The 16335-nt window shown below is 72.7% G+C and carries 15 protein-coding genes and 2 pseudogenes; 10 read left to right on the top strand and 7 right to left on the bottom strand.

The window, feature by feature from the left end:
• Positions 1-24: 24 nt before the first annotated feature.
• Positions 25-996, top strand: coding sequence for a LysR family transcriptional regulator (locus ACZ3YO_RS21550; protein ID WP_465571549.1), 972 nt, complete (start codon positions 25-27; stop codon positions 994-996).
• Between the two features lie 118 nt (positions 997-1114).
• Here ACZ3YO_RS21550 and ACZ3YO_RS21545 read toward each other — a convergent pair whose 3' ends face one another.
• The 5 genes and pseudogenes from ACZ3YO_RS21545 to ACZ3YO_RS21525 form a co-directional block, all read right to left on the bottom strand.
• Positions 1115-2449 (bottom strand): PP2C family protein-serine/threonine phosphatase, encoded by a 1335-nt coding sequence (locus ACZ3YO_RS21545; RefSeq protein WP_465571546.1) that lies wholly within the window; start codon positions 2447-2449, stop codon positions 1115-1117.
• Positions 2450-2668: 219 nt separating this feature from the next.
• Positions 2669-2825: pseudogene (locus ACZ3YO_RS21540) on the bottom strand (phosphoketolase family protein); the annotation flags it as partial.
• A gap of 50 nt (positions 2826-2875) precedes the next feature.
• A complete protein-coding gene (locus tag ACZ3YO_RS21535) occupies positions 2876-3322 on the bottom strand; it encodes a universal stress protein (protein WP_465571748.1) in 447 nt (148 codons plus the stop codon).
• 143 nt (positions 3323-3465) lie between these two features.
• The gene (locus tag ACZ3YO_RS21530; RefSeq protein ID WP_465571544.1) at positions 3466-4482 is read right to left on the bottom strand and encodes an Acg family FMN-binding oxidoreductase; all 1017 of its coding nucleotides are present in this window, start codon (positions 4480-4482) and stop codon (positions 3466-3468) included.
• 69 nt (positions 4483-4551) lie between these two features.
• Positions 4552-4833: a dsRBD fold-containing protein gene (locus tag ACZ3YO_RS21525; protein ID WP_465547655.1), complete on the bottom strand. Its 282-nt coding sequence runs from the start codon at positions 4831-4833 to the stop codon at positions 4552-4554.
• Between the two features lie 390 nt (positions 4834-5223).
• Here ACZ3YO_RS21525 and ACZ3YO_RS21520 point away from each other — a divergent pair, with 390 nt between their 5' ends.
• From ACZ3YO_RS21520 to ACZ3YO_RS21500, 5 genes are all read left to right on the top strand, one after another.
• Positions 5224-5922: a response regulator gene (locus ACZ3YO_RS21520; protein ID WP_465571541.1), complete on the top strand. Its 699-nt coding sequence runs from the start codon at positions 5224-5226 to the stop codon at positions 5920-5922.
• Positions 5923-6025: 103 nt separating this feature from the next.
• Positions 6026-6307, top strand: coding sequence for an SHOCT domain-containing protein (locus ACZ3YO_RS21515; RefSeq protein ID WP_465571539.1), 282 nt, complete (start codon positions 6026-6028; stop codon positions 6305-6307).
• Between the two features lie 24 nt (positions 6308-6331).
• Positions 6332-7333, top strand: coding sequence for an Acg family FMN-binding oxidoreductase (locus ACZ3YO_RS21510; protein WP_465571537.1), 1002 nt, complete (start codon positions 6332-6334; stop codon positions 7331-7333).
• A gap of 182 nt (positions 7334-7515) precedes the next feature.
• Positions 7516-8187: a DUF4389 domain-containing protein gene (locus tag ACZ3YO_RS21505; RefSeq protein WP_465571534.1), complete on the top strand. Its 672-nt coding sequence runs from the start codon at positions 7516-7518 to the stop codon at positions 8185-8187.
• A 255-nt stretch (positions 8188-8442) separates the two neighbouring features.
• A complete protein-coding gene (locus ACZ3YO_RS21500) occupies positions 8443-10182 on the top strand; it encodes a GAF domain-containing sensor histidine kinase (RefSeq protein ID WP_465571531.1) in 1740 nt (579 codons plus the stop codon).
• Positions 10183-10253: 71 nt separating this feature from the next.
• On the opposite strand, the gene ACZ3YO_RS21495 is transcribed toward ACZ3YO_RS21500, so the two are convergent.
• A complete protein-coding gene (locus ACZ3YO_RS21495) occupies positions 10254-11255 on the bottom strand; it encodes a zinc-dependent alcohol dehydrogenase family protein (RefSeq protein WP_465571745.1) in 1002 nt (333 codons plus the stop codon).
• A 358-nt stretch (positions 11256-11613) separates the two neighbouring features.
• On the opposite strand from ACZ3YO_RS21495, the pseudogene ACZ3YO_RS21490 reads away from it, so the two are divergent.
• The 4 genes and pseudogenes from ACZ3YO_RS21490 to ACZ3YO_RS21475 all read left to right on the top strand — a co-directional run.
• Positions 11614-11820 (top strand): annotated as a pseudogene (locus ACZ3YO_RS21490) (DUF1918 domain-containing protein); the annotation flags it as partial.
• Positions 11821-12166: 346 nt separating this feature from the next.
• Positions 12167-12616 (top strand): pyridoxamine 5'-phosphate oxidase family protein, encoded by a 450-nt coding sequence (locus ACZ3YO_RS21485; RefSeq protein WP_465571743.1) that lies wholly within the window; start codon positions 12167-12169, stop codon positions 12614-12616.
• A gap of 97 nt (positions 12617-12713) precedes the next feature.
• Positions 12714-13352 (top strand): Rv1733c family protein, encoded by a 639-nt coding sequence (locus ACZ3YO_RS21480; protein ID WP_465571528.1) that lies wholly within the window; start codon positions 12714-12716, stop codon positions 13350-13352.
• Between the two features lie 120 nt (positions 13353-13472).
• Positions 13473-14120 (top strand): beta-galactosidase, encoded by a 648-nt coding sequence (locus tag ACZ3YO_RS21475; RefSeq protein ID WP_465571525.1) that lies wholly within the window; start codon positions 13473-13475, stop codon positions 14118-14120.
• A gap of 15 nt (positions 14121-14135) precedes the next feature.
• On the opposite strand, the gene ACZ3YO_RS21470 is transcribed toward ACZ3YO_RS21475, so the two are convergent.
• Complete coding sequence (locus ACZ3YO_RS21470) at positions 14136-16271, bottom strand: SpoIIE family protein phosphatase (protein WP_465571522.1); 2136 nt, start codon at positions 16269-16271, stop codon at positions 14136-14138.
• Positions 16272-16335: the final 64 nt, after the last annotated feature.

Here is a 16335-nt window from a genome sequence, read left to right as displayed (position 1 = left end):
CTCAGCTGCCCATAACATCCGCTTATGGAGCTCGAGATACGGCATCTACGGATGATCTGCGCCATCGCCGAGAGCGGCAGCCTCACCCGGGCCGCCGCCTCGCTCCGGCTCACCCAGCCGGGCCTCAGCGCCCAACTACGCCGGATCGAGAGCATGTTGGGCGGCACACTGTTCGACCGCCGACCCACCGGCGTCGTCCCGACCGCCTTCGGCGAGACCGTGCTCACCCGCGCCCGCGCCGTCCTCCCCACCGTCGACGAACTGCTGAACGCCTCCACCCTGGCCGCCCGCACCGGCAGCCCGACACCCCGCTTCCGGCTCGGGTCCGTCAACGCCCCGCTGCTCGGCGGACTGATCACCGCGCTGCGCACCCACCACCCCGAGGCGCGGATCGCCTCCCGCGCCCAGGGCTCGTCCGTTCCCCTGATCGACGACCTCGCGCACGGGCGCCTCGACGCCGCCGTGGTCGGCGACTGCCCCGGCTACGAGCTGCCCGCGCCGCCGGGTGTGGTCCTGCGGCCGGTGGTCACCGAGCCCGTGTTCGTCGCCCTGCCGGCCGGCCACCGCCTCGCCGCCCGGCCGGAGGTCCACCTGGGCGAACTGGAGGACGAGGACTGGGTCGCACCGCGCCCGGACGACGACCGGGTCCGTGAGTACTGGTCCACCACCTTCCACGCGACCGGCCACCGGATGCGCACCGTCCACGAGGCGGAGGGGCGGCTGCTGCTCGAACTGGTCCGCACCGGGCACGCGGTGAGCCTGTGCCAGGCCACCTTCGAGGAGGTGCCGGGCATCGCCGTGCGGCCCATCGTCGGCGACCCGCTCTGGTACCGGCACCTGATCGCCTGGCACCAGGAGGGTCGGCCGGCCGCCCTGGACGCGGTGCTCGTCGAGCACGCGCGCGCGGCCCACCGGGTCGCGGCCGGGCGCAGCTCGGCCTACCAGCGGTGGCTCCGCGCCGCGGGGGACCGGTGCACGCCGGCGGCCACGGGCTGACCTCGGCCGAGGCCGGACACCGCGGGTGACGGGCGCTGCGTGGTGGTGGTGCTCGTGGTGGCACGGACAGGCCCGTCGGCACCGGCAACGCGACGGAACTCCCTCCGTGCCGGTCAGGTCAGACTGCCGTTCCCGGGGCCGGGAGTGTGTCGCCGGCCCGAGGGACGTGTCCCGGGGGTCTTCCCGGTGGGCGTGGGTCGGGCGGGGTGCGCAGGGTGAGGACGGCGAGGTCGTCGCGGCCGTCGCCGAGGTGGGCGTCGGCCAGGGTCCGGCACAGGTCCGCGAGGGGCAGGCCGGCGTGGGCGGCGGCGACCTGGGCAAGGGCGGTGAGGCCGGCCTCCAGGGGGCGGTGGGGGTGCTCGACCAGGCCGTCCGTGAAGAGCACGAGGGTGGAGTCGCCGGGCAGGGGGCGCTTGTGGTCGGGCCGGGGCACGTCCGGGTCGACGCCGAGGGGCAGGCCGGGGTCGGCGTGCAGGTAGCGGGCGGTGCCGTCGGGGCCGATCAGGAGTGGCGGCAGGTGTCCGGCGCTGCTCCAGTGGAGCGTCCAGCCGTCCTCGGCGGGTTCGATGCGGGCGAGGCAGACGGTGGTGATCGGGTTGTCGGTGATCGCCTGGAGGGTGCGGTCGAGCTGTGCCAGGACGGCGCTGGGCGGGGTGCGGCGGTCGTAGAGGAGGGCCCGCAGCATGTTGCGGGTCTGGGCCATGGTGGCGGCGGCCTTCAGGTCGTGTCCGACGACGTCGCCGATGACCAGGGCGCAGGCGCCGTCGGGGAGCATGAGGGCGTCGTACCAGTCGCCGCCGACGTGGTCCGGGGCCGTGGCGGGGCGATAGATCGCGGACACCGAGAACGGCGCCACATCGGCGAGGCGGGGAAGCAGGAGACGCTGGAAGTACTCGGCGTTGGCGCGGACCTGCCGGTAGAGGCGGGCGTTCTCGATGGCGAGGCCGGCCGCGCCGGCGAGCGCCACCACGATGTCCTGGTCGTGGCCGTCGAAGGGCTGTCCGTCGCGCCGCTCGCAGAGGTAGAGGTTGCCGTAGACCCGTCCACGGCCGGTGACCGCCACCCCGAGCAGTGTCCGCATCGGCGGGTGGCCCGGCGGGAAGCCCACCGCGTCCGGGTGGGCGCCGATGTCCGCGACACGCAGTGGTTCGGGGTGGTCGATGAGGTGCCCGAGGAGCCCGCGCCCGTGTGGAAGGGCGACGCCGGCCAGCGCTGCGACCTGCCGCTCGCTCAGCCCCACGGGGATGAACTCCTCCAGGTGCTCGCCGTCCTCGCTGAGCACGCCGAGTGCGCCGTAACGCGCGTCGACCAGGCCCATCGCGGTGGTGATCACCCGCCGGAGCACGACCGGCAGGTCCAGTTCCCGGCCGACCGCCATCACGGCGTCCAGCAGGTCCTGGAAACGGCGCTGGGTATGGGCGAGGTCCCGTAGCCGTCCGACGATCCGGTCCATCTCGTCATCGATTCGGTGGCTGCGGTCGGGAACGTCCGCCCGCCCGGAACCATCCTCCGGATACACCCGGCCCACCTTCGATTCCCCTGCTGGACGACCGTACCTTCGACGCGTTGCGCAACCGGAAGCCGGACGCACCGGCGCGTCCTGTCTCCAACCGTAGGCAGACCCGTCGCCGACCGCGACTGCGACCAGCGCCGCCGGTCCTCATTGGTCGGTGAAGATCACCGGCTTTTCGCGGGTGAAGAGCGCGTCGAAATCCCGGTCGGGCATCCCGGTCGGGCATCCCGTGCGGGTGTTCCTCGGCGGGCATCAGGCACGCGATGTCGACCACGTTGACGACCCGGACGGCCAGTTCCGGCAGGTGCTCGCGGAGTCCACGGATCCGGTCGTCGCGAGGGCCGTGAACTCACTGCTGCGCGGCGTTCAGGCGTCGGTGCTGCGCACGACCACCACGGGGCAGGGCGCGTGCTCGACACAGTGCCGGCTCACGGAGCCGAGCAGGGTGCCGGTGAAACCGCCCAGGCCCCTGCTCCCCACGACCAGAAGGTGCGCTCCGTGGGCGGCCTGCACCAGCACATCCGCGGGGTGTCCGTACTCGGTGCGCTGCCGGACCTCGACCGCAGGCTGTACCGCGTCCTGCTCCGCCTTCACGGTCTCGGCCAGCGCCAGGCGCGCCGCTTCTTCGATCTCCGGCCCCGGGATCGTCAGGCCCCAACCGCTCAGCGGCGGGTAGTCCCAGGCCGAGAACGCCTCGATCGAAACACCTTCCAACCGAGCCTGTCCGAGGGCCCAACGAAGAGCAGCGCGAGACGAGGGCGAGCCGTCGACGCCGACGATGATGTGGTGTGCTCTTTCAGACGTGGGTCCCATGAGGGGCCTCCTGGTTCGAGACTTCCGCCGGGCCGGCGGTGATGTCGAACTCGCCGGGAGCAGTTCGATGATGTCGCGGAATCCGCACGCCGGCGCGATGCGGACCACATCTCGGCTCATCACGTCCCGGACCGTGTGGTGTGTCAGCATGACGACTCGTCTCGCGCAACGGCGGCACCGTAGCCCGTCAGGTCGAGGATCTCGTCGACCGGCCGACGCGGGGTCGCGGGTCCGGGCGGGCCGTAGCCGAGGCGCAGGACGAGCTGGACATGGCCGATGCCTTCGGCGGGGTCGCGCAGACCCCAGCGGGTGTCGGGCCACTCGACGGCCTGGTGCAGGACCGAGGCGCGCAGGCCGTGGCTGGTCGCCAGCAGCCAGACACGTTGCAGGGCCTGCCCTGCGCGGAGCCAGTCGGCCGGCTGGTCGCCGTGGGTGGTGAGGGTGGCCAGCTGGGGCAGTGCCTCGAAGCGCTGAGACGGCTCCCCGGGCTGCGTGCGTCCGGTGAAGCCGCGCATGGGCACGCGGGCGTCGTGATCCTGCGGGCCCAGTGCCGCGGCAGGGATCCCGTCCGCGGCAGGTGCCTCCAACCGCAGCCAGCTGCGGGTCTCCGCCATCCGTGCCAGGTCGGTGCCGGTGCGGCGTTCGGCGTCGCCGGTCAGGGCGAGGACCCGGCGTACGGCGGCCTCCTCCAGGGGGGACAGCACCGCTCCTTCGTCGAGAGCCGCCGCGGTCAGCTCTCCGAGGACCGCCTCGGGCACGTCGCGGTTGGCGAACGGTTGGCGGCTGGAGTGGCGCAGCCCGATGGCCTCGAAGAGGTCCGTTCCGTACGGGGGCGATGAGGGGGCGGGCCGGGCGAGGCGGACCGTGGCCACCAGGTTCGGCTCGGCGCCTTCGGGGAGCAGCCGCACCTCCGGGGCGCGGCCCAGCCGGAGCGCGGCGACCCGCAGATTGAACAGGGCCGCGCCGACCGAGATGTGCAGGGCCCGGCCGTCCGGGTCGGTGAGCGGCACCCTGCGATCCGGGTCGGTGTACACCTGCAGACCGAGTGAGTCGGGCATGGGCGCGAAGCGCCACGGCTGGCTGTTGTGCAGAGACGGCGCTGCGCCTGCCGCGGAGACCAGAAAACGCAGCTGATCCGGGGTCATGGCTTGCTCGGTCATGGTGAACAGCTCCCTGTTCCGGCTCTCACACGTCACTCGTGGAGGGCCGACGCGGTGTCAGACGAGGTGTCACGGGCGAAGGGCCGGGTCGAACGCTGCGGCGTCGGCCGTTCCCGCGCGCAGCAACTGGTGGCCGAGATCGACCAAGGCGCGCCCGGCGGCGAACTCGTCACCGACCTCGGGGACGAGTGGGTCGCCCGGGCTGCGCCGTGCGGTGGCGCTGCTGCGGAGCGTGTTGTCGCCGGTGTCGAGAACGGCGTGCACCCGGGTGACGTCGCCCTCCTCGAACAGTTGCAGATGCAGCGTCCACTGCTTCGTCCGGTGCTGCTCGGTGCTGCTGCTGGTGGTCATGACCACCACGTCCCTTCGGTCGCACTCCGGGCCACGGCACCCGCCTGCTGGTTCCGGATCTCGCTTCCATCCTGCTCCGAGCGAGGTGCCCGAGGCTTGGGCCCACCGGCCCCGAACACCCGCCGTACGGCCCGGACGCGTACGTGCCGACGCTTTCATCGGGTTTCACACGGGGGTGGCAGGGCCGAGCGGCCCCGGGGCGGCGGCCGAGTGCCCCGGTCCGGTGATCCCCGCCCCCGCTGAGCGTCCGGAGGACTTCACCGGCGGACGGGCCCATCGGGCCACCTCGGCGAGCACTCGGATGCGTACGTCCCCGGTGTCCTCTGCGGCAGGACCGGGCCGCGGGGACAATCGAGGCAGGTGTCCGCCGTCCGGTTCAGGAGACGATCGATGGACGAGACCGAGGCCCGCGAGCCCGGGCAGCCCCTGCGGGTGTTCCTGCTGGACGACCACGAGGTGGTGCGGCGCGGGGTGCGGGACCTGCTGGAGGCCGAACCCGACATCGAGGTCGTCGGTGAGGGCGGTACCTGCGCGCAGGCGCTGGCCCGGGTGCCCGCCCTGAGGCCCCACGTCGCGGTGCTGGACGTGCGGCTGCCGGACGGCGACGGGGTGACCGTCTGCCGGGAGCTGCGCGACCGGATGCCCGAGCTGGTGTGCCTGATGCTGACCTCCTTCGACGACGACGAGGCCCTGCTGGACGCGATCATGGCCGGTGCCGCCGGATACGTGCTCAAGCAGGTCAAGGGCGCCGACCTGGTCGCCGCGGTGCGTACGGTGGCGTCGGGGCAGTCGATGCTGGATCCGGCCACCACCCGCAAGCTGATGGAGAGCCTGCGCCACCCCGACGAGTCCGACTCCGAGGCCGCTCTGTCCCAGTTGACCCCGCGCGAGCGGGAGATCCTGGCACTGGTGGGGGAGGGGAAGACCAACCGGGAGATCGGCCAGGAGCTCTACCTCGCCGAGAAGACCGTGAAGAACCACGTGTCGCGGCTGCTCGCCAAACTCGGCGTCGAACGCCGGCTCCAGGCAGCCGTGATCGCCGCCCACGCCGACAACGGGCAGCACCCGACCCGGCCGCACCGACCCTGATCGGTCGGGCATGTTGAGCCGGTCGGCCCAAGCCAGGTTCCCGTGTTCGGGCGCACCGTGGGGAGTGAGGCAACAGCCTCGCCCTCACGACCGGGAGCCTGCGATGAGGTACTGGAACGACCATGACATGGGTGGTTGGGGCTTCGGCTTCATGGCCATCGGCGTCCTGCTTTTCCTGGGACTGCTGGTCGTCGTCGCGGTCGCCCTGACCCGTCACCTCGGCCACCTGCCCCGGCAAGGCCCGCCCGACGGGCAAGCGGCCGCGCCGATGTCGCCGGAACAACTGCTCGCCGAGCGCTTCGCCAGGGGCGAGATCGACGCCGACGAGTACCGCCACCGCCTCGACACCCTGAGATCAGGCCCCGGCGGGCCGGTATCCGGCTGAACCCGCCGAACCAGGGAGAACGCCATGGACACGTTGGCCCTCGACGCCGCCGCGCTGGAGAACCTGCTCTCCGCCGCGGTCGCCGCACCGTCCATCCACAACACCCAGCCCTGGCACTTCCGGCTGGACCCGGACACCTCGACGCTCCAGGTACGCGCGCTCCGGGAACGCTCGCTCCCGGTCACGGACCCGGACGAGCGTGCACTGCACATCTCCGTGGGAGCCGCGATCCTCAACCTCCGCATCGCCGCCCGCCGGATGGGCTGGGCGCCGCTGGTCCGGCTGTTGCCCGACTCCGCCGAACCCGGCCTCCTGGCCGCGATCGAGCTGAACGAGCTCTCCCGCGCCCATCTCGCCAGTACGACGGAACTCTACGGCGCGATCTGGCGACGGCACACGGTCCGGACCCCGTTCACCGGGCCGCCGATCCCTGCTGCGGTGCTCGGTCAACTCGCCGAGACGGCGCTGGCGGAGGAAGCACTGCTGCGCTTCCCGGCCGGTGAGGAGCGGAGCCGGCTGCTCCAGCTGACCGCTGAGGCCGAGCGCCGCAACACCACGGATCCCGACCGCAGTGCGGAGAGCCGGAGCTGGATCCAGGGGTCCGATGCTCCCGCGTACGGGATTCCCTTCGCCGCGCTCGGTCCACAGGACAGTGCCGGGCGGATGCCGATGCGGGACTTCTCCGCCATCCACCCCGTTGAACCCCTGCCGCCGGCTCCGTTCGAGACGGAGCCGTGCATCGCCGTACTCGCCACCCGAGGCGACGCGCCGGTGGACTGGCTCCGCGCCGGCATCGCGCTGGAGCACGTGCTGCTGGTCGCGACCCTGCACCAGGTCCGGTCGTCACTGCTGCACCAGGCCATGGAATGGCCGGAGCTGCGCTGGGTCGCCCGCGACCCGCAGGAGGGCCCGGGCCACGCGCAGGTGCTGATCCGCCTCGGCTACGGGCCGGAAGGCGCGCCAACTCCCCGCCTTGCCGTTTCCGACGTCCTGGACCCCGAAGACCGTGGCCCCGGCCGGCCGTGAGCGGGTCTGCGGACGAGCCACCCGGCGGAGGGCGACTCCTCCGCGCTCCACGAGCTCACCGGTCCGGATCCGGTGGGCGAAACGCCCCGCACCGCCGGGCCCTGCGCCGCCGGAGGGCGCTGCGAGTCGCAGGACCGTCATGACAGCCATGATTCCGGCGGCATCCGAAGGAGATGATCCGCATGACCCTCTCGGCAACCGGCCGGCCGGTGCGCGTCGATGCGCGGCTCGACCTGCCACTGTCACGCTGGTTGTGGCTGGTGAAGTGGATCCTGGCGATCCCGCACTGGATCGTCCTGTTCTTCCTCTGGATCGTCTTCGTCCTCCTCAGCGTGGTCGCCTTCTTCGCGATCCTCTTCACCGGCCGCTACCCGCGCCCGGTCTTCGACTTCAACCTCGGCGTGCTGCGGTGGTCGTGGCGCGTGTCCTACTACGCGTACGGGGCACTGGGCACCGACCGGTACCCGCCGTTCAGCCTGGCCGAGGAGCCGGACTACCCCGCGCGCCTGGACATCGCCTACCCCGACCAGTTGTCGCGCGGCCTGGTGCTGGTCAAGTGGTGGCTGCTGGCACTGCCGCAGTACGCGCTCGTGGCGATCTTCGTCGGGGGAGGCGGAAGCCGGGAGAGCTGGGTCGGCGGGGGGCTCGTGGGTCTGCTGGTGTTGTTCGCCGGGGTCGCCCTGGCCGTGACCGGCCGCTACCCGCTCGGGATCTTCGATCTCGTCGTCGGCCTGGACCGCTGGGTGCTGAGGGTGGCCGCCTACGCCGCACTGATGACCGACGACTACCCGCCGTTCCGCCTCGACCAGGGCGGCTCCGAACCCGGCATTCCCGACACGGCGGGGCCACGGTGACGGTCGGCCACCGTACCGGCCGGGATCGGACACCCTCGTGACCGCGTCTCCGGTCGGATCCGCGGCAGCCCGCCCGAGCACGCGATCGAAGCGCCGCGCAGGCCACACCCGCCGGCTGAGTCGTTCCACCTGGTTCGGCATGCCCCGGGGGTCACCACCCGGGGGCATCAGGTCGGAGGGACAGCCCGGAGCGCCCGCTCTAGCCTTGGACCCGGGGGCAGCGGAAGCCGTGACACCTGCGAACGGAGCGATGCGGTGGGCTCATCCCCGGAGCCGGGCCCCACCGGCTCCGCGCAGCCGAGACTCGACGAGCTCCTGAGTGCCTTGCAGTCGCGTCTGGACACCGCGTACGGCACCAGGAACCGGATCCACAGTCTCCTGGAAGCGGTCCTCGTCGTCGGCCGTGGCCTCGACCTCAGCCAGGTGCTCCGGCACATCGTGGAGGCCGCGGTCACTCTCGTGGACGCGCAGTACGGGGCGCTGGGCGTCATCGGTGAGGACCAGCGGCTGTCGCAGTTCATCCCCGTCGGCATCGACCGGGAGCAGATCGAGCGCATCGGACCGTTCCCGCGCGGGCACGGCCTCCTGGGCGAGCTGATCCGTCATCCCGAGCCGCTGCGCCTGGCAGAGATCTCCGAGCATCCGACCTCGTACGGTGTGCCGGAGCACCATCCGCCGATGCACAGCTTTCTGGGGGTGCCGATCCGAGTCCGCGACAAGGTCTACGGCAACCTCTACCTGACCGAAAAACGCGGCGGAGCGCAGTTCGACGCCGAGGACGAATCCGTCCTCGCGACCCTGGCGGTGGCGGCCGGTGTGGCGATCGACAACGCCCAGCTGTACACGCGCGCGAGGCTGCGCGAGCGCTGGCTGGCGGCGAACGCGGAGGTCACCAACAGCCTGCTGGCGGGCGGCTCGCAGCAGGAGGTGCTCGACCTGCTGATCGCGCGGGCGGCCGACATCGCCGGCGCGGACCTGACCGTCGTGGCGCTGCCCCTTCCTGACGACCGCAGCCTCGAGGTGCGGGTCGCCGTCGGACTGGACGCCGACGCGCACCGGGGACTCGTCCTGCCGAGAAAGGGGTCCTTCGTGGGCGCCGCCGTCGAGACCGGCGGGCTGGTCACCACCCCCGACGTGCAGAACGACCCGAGGATCACGGCCGGGCCGCCCCGATGGGCCGGGCTCGGGCCGGCGGTGGCCGTACCCATCGGCACGACGGCAGGAGGTGTCCGCGGTGTGCTGATGCTGGCCCGGGCCACGGGCAAACCCGCCTTCGAGGCGGAGGAGTCCACCCCGCTGGCGGGTTTCGCGGGGCAGGCCGCCGTGGCGATGGAGTTGGCCGAGCGCCGCCGGGACTCCGAACAGGTCGCGCTGCTGGAGGAGCGCGACCGGATCGCCCGGGACCTGCACGACCTGGCGATCCAGAGACTCTTCGCCACCGGGATGACCCTGCAGGGCGCGATCCGCTTCATCGAGCACCCCGAGGCGTCGGAGCGGGTGCTGCGCGCCATCGACGACCTCGACGAAACGGTGCGGACGATCCGCTCCAGCATTTTCGGACTGCGGGCGAGGGAGCGGGGGCCCGCCGCCCGCGGGCTGCGCGGCAGGGTGCTCGCCGCGGTCGACCGGGCCGCCGCCGGCCTCGGCTTCGCTCCCGGATTGAGGATGGACGGCCTGCTGGATCTCCGGGTGCCCCCACCGGTCGCCGACGAGCTGGTCGCCGTCCTGGAGGAGGCCCTGTCGAACACCGTCCGTCACTCGGGCGCCCACAGGGTCGAGGTGGACCTGAGAGCGGACGGCGAGCTGAACCTGACGGTCACCGACGACGGTGTCGGCCTCGCGTCGGGCGGACCGCGCAGCGGGCTCGCCAACCTCGCGGAGCGGGCGCAGCGCCTCGGCGGGAGCTTCCTGGCCGGTGCGGGCCCCGACGGCGGGACCCGGCTGGTGTGGCGGGTGCCGCTTCCGTCGCCGGAAAGCCGGACGCCATCGAGCTGATCCGCCCAGTGTTCGGTGCGGTCGGCGGCGTCGAGCCCCACACGATGCCAGACCTGGGCTCTCACCCACTGTCAGTCCGCGAGCAGGACGGCGGCGCCGGTGACCCGATCGGCTGCCAGGTCCGCCAGTGCCTGATCGGCACGGTCCATGGCGTACCGCTGCACGTGGACGACCGGACGGTGGAGCGCGGCCTCCGTCAGATAGGCCTGGCCGTCCTCGCGGGTGTTGGCGGTGACACTGCGAAGGGTCCGTTCCTGGAAGAGATGCCGCTGGTAGTCGAGCGCCGGGATGTCGGTGAGGTGGATTCCGGCCACCGCCAGCGTTCCACCGCGGTCCAGGGCGGACAGCGCCACCGGCACCAGGTCGCCGACCGGCGCGAAGAGGATCGCCGCATCCAGCGGTTCCGGCGGGGACTCGTACGCGCCGCCGACGGAGGCCGCGCCCAGCTCCGACGCCAGCCGCCGGGCCTCCTCGGCCCGTGTCAGGACGTGTACCACGGCGCCCCTGGCGAGGGCGAGCTGCGCGGTCAGATGGGCGGACGCCCCGAACCCGTAGATCCCCAGCCGGCCTCCGGACGGCAGCTCGGCCCGCGCCAGAGCTCGATAGCCGATGATCCCGGCACACAGCAGTGGCGCCAGTTCCTCGTCGGGCGGCCCCTCCGGCAGCCGGTAGGCGAAGCGGGCGTCGACCACCGTGTACCGGGCGTAGCCGCCGTGGATGTCCCATCCCGTGTAGCGGGAGCGGGGGCAGAGGTTCTCCCGGCCGGCCCGGCAGTAGCGGCACTCGCCGCAGGCCCGCGCCAGCCAGGCCACGCCCACCCGGTCACCGGGCGAGAAGCCCTGCACTTCGGGGCCGCCGCGAACGACACGGCCGACGATTTCGTGGCCCGGCGTGCACCGCGGCGTACGAGGCCGGAGGTCGCCCTCGGCGAGGTGGAGGTCCGTCCGGCACACACCGCAGGCGGACACCTCGATCAGCAGCTCCCACGGCCCCGGCTCCGGAGCCGTCCGCTCCACCCGTCTCAGCGGACCCGAAGCCATCGGGCCCGGACGGTCCACCACCCAGGCCACCATGCGGATCGGGCCGCCGTCGGACGATGGCATCTTCGGCTCCTTCCCCGCGCCCTCCGCCGGGTCGGGTGAACCCACCATGACGGCCGGCACGGCGCGAGACTCACCACTCATCCCATCGTCCGCCGCACCGGGCCCCGGCGGATCAGGGCCGAACGGCCCTCGATCGGGTCTGAAAGCCCCAAGGCCCGGCGGCACGCCGCGGAGGACGGTGGAGGCAGCCGGGCCGTGTCCGGCAAGTCGGGCGGCCGGGGCTTCGTGGATGCCCTGCGGATCCGGCCGGACCCGGTTCGCCCGGAGGCCGCACTCCGGGCCTGTGTTGCCGGGCGCCCGGGCAGACACGGGCAGACAGGAGGCCAGCATGAAAGCGGCAGTGGGGGATCGGCTGATCATCGACGCCCGGACTGCGGGCGCCCCCCGCCGTGACGGTGAGGTGGTCGCCCTGCACCACGAGGACGGGACCCCGCCCTACGACGTCCGCTGGTCGGACACCGGCCAGGTCACCCTGGTGTTTCCGGGGCCCGGCGCCCATGTCCACCACTTCGAGCACCCTCGGCGCCCCCGGCCGGGGCCGGCCGATGCCACCGGTCCGTCCGGTCGAGGCGGCACCGGCTGACGGTGCAATGGGGCCGTTCGGCACACCCTGCGGCCCGAGTGGCCCCCGTGGCGAGGCGACGGAGACGCGCACGCTGGCCAGTGGGCGGGAACACCCGCCATGAACTCACCGGAGGAGGTCGGCGCCATGTGCAGGAACTCCCTCGGTGGCCTGCCCCCGGGGCCGACAGGATCCGGTGCACTCGCGACAGGTCACTTCCCGGCCGGCTGGAGAGGTCGGTCCGAGGGGCTTGAGCTCCCCGGTGACAGCGAGGCTTCTGCCCGTGGACCCGCGGCTGAGGCCCTCGGAGGTGGACCCGATGGTTCACTCTGACAGCCCGCATGGCGGTATCCCGGAGACCCGATCGGCGGATGGCGACGGAGCCGGCGAGTGCACGCGGGCACAGAGCCTGGACCTGCTCCGGCAGACCGCGATCGGGCGTCTCATCCACACCGATGATGCGATGCCCGCCGTCACTCCGTCCTGTTTCACCCTGGACGGGCTTGGCGAGCTGGTCATCCCCGTACCCGCGAGCTGGCGGGCAGACGTGATGGACGGAGAGGTGGTCGGATTCCAGGCCGACCACTTCGACGAGCAGACGCTTCGAGGGTGGACCGTGCTCATCGTCGGCCGCTCCCACCTGGTGACCGACCCGGTCATGGTCGCGGACCTGCACCACCGGGGCCCCCGCCGGTGGGGACACCAACCGGCCAGGGGCTACTTGACCATCCACCCGGAACTCGTGACCGGCCAAAGGTTCGGACCCTGACCCGACCGGCACCACCGGGGCACACGCTCGCCCCGGCCACCAGGAGGCGGGGGCAGGCCCGTCGTCCCCTGACAGTCCCCGGCGAGGAGGAGCCACCATGGCACCCGGACATCCCAGAGCCGCAGGGCACGCCACCAGGACCACCCTCCGACGACACGTCCGGAGAGCAGCAGGCCGCGATTCGAACCCGCTGAGCCGTCACGACGACGTTCAACGCAGCCGCCTCTTCCTGGCCCTCATGGTCGCCTTGGTGGTCTCCCTCGCCTGCGCGCTGCTGACGGCCCTCCTCGTTCTGCGGGCCGACCAGCGTCAGGCACGGGACGAGGGACTGCACCGCCACCGGACCACCGCGACCACCGTCGCAGCGGCGGTACCGGACGAGCCCGGTGCACTCACCGGGGCGGGGGGATACCACGCGCAGGCGGTCTGGCAGTTCCCGGCAGCGGTGCGCGGCAGTGGGCCGGTTGAGGTCGGTGCGGACGCCGGCGTGGGAACAGCGGTCGCCGTCTGGGTCGATGACCAGGGGCGGCCGGCATCCCCGACCCGGCCGGGAACGGAGATCGCCACGACAGCCGTCCTGATCGGGACCGGTGCCATGGCCGGGCTGTCGGGCGCCGCCCTCGCGGGCTACGCGCTCGGGTGCCGCAGGATCGACAGGAAGGCGACCGCAGCTTGGGAAACGGAGTGGGAGGGCGTCGAACCCGAGTGGTCCGGCCACCCTCGCGGTCGCCCGTGACGACCCTGACCTTCCGCTGAGACCTTCCGTCACACCCCAGTGACCGGACGGCGCCGGGCGCGGCCACCCCAGGCGGTGCCCGGCGCCGCACACCGACGACGACCGAAAGCAACCACACCCATGAACGAGCGACCAGCGCTGCCCGTCGACGGCCCTCGCTTCCTGCGCGACGGCCGGGAACACCGCGTCATCTCCGCCGCCGTGCACTACTTCCGCATCCACCCCGAGCTCTGGCGCGACCGGCTGCAACGCCTGCAGGCCACGGGCTGCAACACCGTCGAGCTGTACATCGCCTGGAACTTCCACCAGCCGGCCCCCGGCCCGGCCCGCTTCGACGGCTGGCACGACGTCGCCGCCTTCATCCGCGAGGCCGACGCGCTCGGCCTGGACGTGATCGCCCGCCCCGGCCCCTACATCTGCGCGGAATGGGACCTCGGTGGGCTCCCTGCCTGGCCGCTCGCCGACGAGTCGATGCGGCTGCGCACCGCCGACCCCGCCTACCTGGCCGCCGTGGACCAGCGGTTCGACCAACTGATCCCCGTCCTCGCCGAGCTCCAGGCCTCGCGCGGCGGCCCGGTCGTCGCCGTCCAGGTCGAGAACGAGTACGGCAGCTACGGCAACGACGCCGCCTACCTGGCGCACCTGAAGGACGGCCTGCGCACACGGGGCATCGAGCCGCCGCCCGGGCCGTGCGCACACGGGAGCTTCCGCAGGTCGAGGGGCATTCCCGGAGCAGCCCCGTGCATCGAGGAGGGGCCGGACACGTGAACTGCCGTCGGATCGTCAACACGCCAGCGGGAATTCGCACCAGACGTTCTTGCCGCTGCCGAGTGGCTCCACGCCCCAGCTCCCCGTGAGGGCCTCCACCAGCAGCAGGCCGCGGCCGGAGGTGGCGGTCTCGCCGGGGGTCCGGCGGCGCGGCAGGACGCTGGAGCGGTCCCGGATCTCCAGGCGGATGCAGGGGGCGGTCCCAGCCCGTAGTTCTATGGTGAGCAGTGCGCCCCCGTCGGTGTGGACCAGGGCGTTGGTGATCAGTTCGTCCGCGGTGAGCTCGATGTCGGACTGGAGGTCGGCCGCACCCCACGCGGCCAGAGCCTGCCGGAGCATGGCCCGGGTCTCCGCCAGCCCTTCCGGATCGGCCTGGTGGACGTGCTGGGTCATCTGCCGGGTGGCGTGGGTGCCGGACACGGCCGCGCGGTGCAGCAGCAGGAGCGCCATGTCGTCGCTGCTGTCGAGGCGGTTAGGGTGGCCGGCGCAGAGGTGCTCGGCGAGCGCCTCGGTGTCGAGCGGGCCGGCGCGCATGGCGGCGGCGAGGGCTTCGATGCCGTCCGCGATGTCCTGGCCGGGGTGTTCGACCATGCCGTCGGTGCACAGAAGCAGGGTGTCCGCGGGGTTGAGGTCGAGACGGGTCTCGGGGTAGCCGTCCTGGCCGAACACCGTCGCCACGCCGAGCGGCAGGCCACCGCGGACGCTGGCCCAGCTGGTACGGCCGGTGCTGTGCCGCACGAGTGGTTCGAGGTGGCCGGCCCGAACGAGGCGCAGTGTTCCGGTCTCCAGGTCGGCGTCGACGTAGATGCAGGTCGCGGACCGCTCGGTGTCGAGATCGGCGAGGAACCTGGACGCGCGGGCCATGACCGTGGCGGGAGTGTGCCCCTCGGTGGCGTAGGCCCGCAGGGCGATCCTCAACTGGCCCATGATGGCGGCGGCGTGGCTGTCATGCCCCTCCACGTCGCCGACCACGAGACCCACCCGCCGGCCCGGCAGAGGGATGACGTCGTACCAGTCCCCGCCCACCTCGCGTCCGCTGCGGCCGGCGCGGTAGCGGACGGCCACCGCGCCGCCGCTGATCTCGGGGATGCGGCGCGGCAGCATGGTGGTCTGGAGCGTGGTCGCGAATTCGCGTTCCTGGTCGAAGAGCATGGCGCGTTGCAGGGACTGCGCGACGGCGCTGCTGAGCGCGATGCAGATGTTCCGGTCCTCGGTGCTGAAGTGGTGCCTGTCCCGGTAGAACAGGCCCAGCGCGCCGAGGGCGCGGGCCTGGGCGGCCAGGGGCAGGAAGGCCGCCGCCTCGATCCCCATCTCCTCGGCGTAGGGCAGAAGGCGGGGGTAGCGGGTGGTGAGCTCCTCCCTGGTGCTGACGAAGCGCGCGCGCCGGGTGAGCACGGCCTCGGACAGCGGCAGCCCGTCCCCCAGGTGGGTCAGCGACAGGTCGTCCTGGGCCCTGAGCTCCGCCGACGGCTGCTCGGTCACGGCGACGAGGCGCATGACGCCCCCGTCCACCAGCCCGAGGGCGAGCCCGTCCGCCCCGAAGCGTCGCAGCCCTTCGCTGTCGGTCAGCACATTGGTCACGTCGCGGACGGTGACGGCGCGGGCGAGGGCTTCGGTGGTGGCGCGCACGGAGTCGGTCTGGCGGCGCCGGTCGGCGGCGAGCGTCCGCATCCCCTCGGCGTGGGCCAGCTCCTCCTCGGCGTTGCGGACGATGCCGACGATGCGGTATGGGTGCGCCTGCGGGTCTCGCAGGATGCGCCCCTGCGTGTGGGCCCAGCGCAGCGTTCCGTCGCGGCAGACCAGGCGGAAGTAGGACGCGAAGGTCAGGTGTCCCTCCCGTAGCGCGAGCGACACGGCCTCGTCGAGCCGCTCGCTGTCCGTCGGCAGCACCCTGGCGGAGAGTGACGCGGGCACTCCGTCGAACTCGTCGGCCCGTAGGTCGAACACTTCCAGGCCCACGTCGTCGAGGTGGTAGGTGCCCCGGTCGAGGTCCCAGTCGAAGCTGCCCATGCCGTTGAGCGCCAGCCGGTCGTTGGCCGCGGTCGGCTCGGCGTCACCGGGGGAGCCCGACGAAGGCGAGGCAGCACGGGCGGACACGGGGCGGGTGATCTCGGGGTCGTAGCCGCCCGGAGACCTGGACGTGTTCGCCATGGCAGGGCTCCCGTCCGATCGATGGCCCGCTGCCGGATCATCCGCGACAGGCTCGCCGCCGCCG

The organism is Kitasatospora sp. NPDC022785, from assembly GCF_055561295.1.
The sequence above is the reverse complement of the archived record's forward strand: the minus strand, read 5'-3'. Positions and strand labels throughout refer to the sequence as shown.

Coding starts and splice junctions, on each gene's coding strand:
- ACZ3YO_RS21525 (WP_465547655.1), bottom strand. CDS start 4,833: ATGACCACCAGCAGCAGCACCGAGCAGCACCGGACGAAGCAGTGGACG.
- ACZ3YO_RS21475 (WP_465571525.1), top strand. CDS start 13,473: ATGAACGAGCGACCAGCGCTGCCCGTCGACGGCCCTCGCTTCCTGCGC.
- ACZ3YO_RS21550 (WP_465571549.1), top strand. CDS start 25: ATGGAGCTCGAGATACGGCATCTACGGATGATCTGCGCCATCGCCGAG.
- ACZ3YO_RS21480 (WP_465571528.1), top strand. CDS start 12,714: ATGGCACCCGGACATCCCAGAGCCGCAGGGCACGCCACCAGGACCACC.
- ACZ3YO_RS21515 (WP_465571539.1), top strand. CDS start 6,026: ATGAGGTACTGGAACGACCATGACATGGGTGGTTGGGGCTTCGGCTTC.
- ACZ3YO_RS21470 (WP_465571522.1), bottom strand. CDS start 16,271: ATGGCGAACACGTCCAGGTCTCCGGGCGGCTACGACCCCGAGATCACC.
- ACZ3YO_RS21505 (WP_465571534.1), top strand. CDS start 7,516: ATGACCCTCTCGGCAACCGGCCGGCCGGTGCGCGTCGATGCGCGGCTC.
- ACZ3YO_RS21510 (WP_465571537.1), top strand. CDS start 6,332: ATGGACACGTTGGCCCTCGACGCCGCCGCGCTGGAGAACCTGCTCTCC.
- ACZ3YO_RS21535 (WP_465571748.1), bottom strand. CDS start 3,322: ATGGGACCCACGTCTGAAAGAGCACACCACATCATCGTCGGCGTCGAC.
- ACZ3YO_RS21530 (WP_465571544.1), bottom strand. CDS start 4,482: ATGACCGAGCAAGCCATGACCCCGGATCAGCTGCGTTTTCTGGTCTCC.
- ACZ3YO_RS21495 (WP_465571745.1), bottom strand. CDS start 11,255: ATGGTGGCCTGGGTGGTGGACCGTCCGGGCCCGATGGCTTCGGGTCCG.
- ACZ3YO_RS21520 (WP_465571541.1), top strand. CDS start 5,224: ATGGACGAGACCGAGGCCCGCGAGCCCGGGCAGCCCCTGCGGGTGTTC.
- ACZ3YO_RS21485 (WP_465571743.1), top strand. CDS start 12,167: ATGGTTCACTCTGACAGCCCGCATGGCGGTATCCCGGAGACCCGATCG.
- ACZ3YO_RS21545 (WP_465571546.1), bottom strand. CDS start 2,449: ATGGACCGGATCGTCGGACGGCTACGGGACCTCGCCCATACCCAGCGC.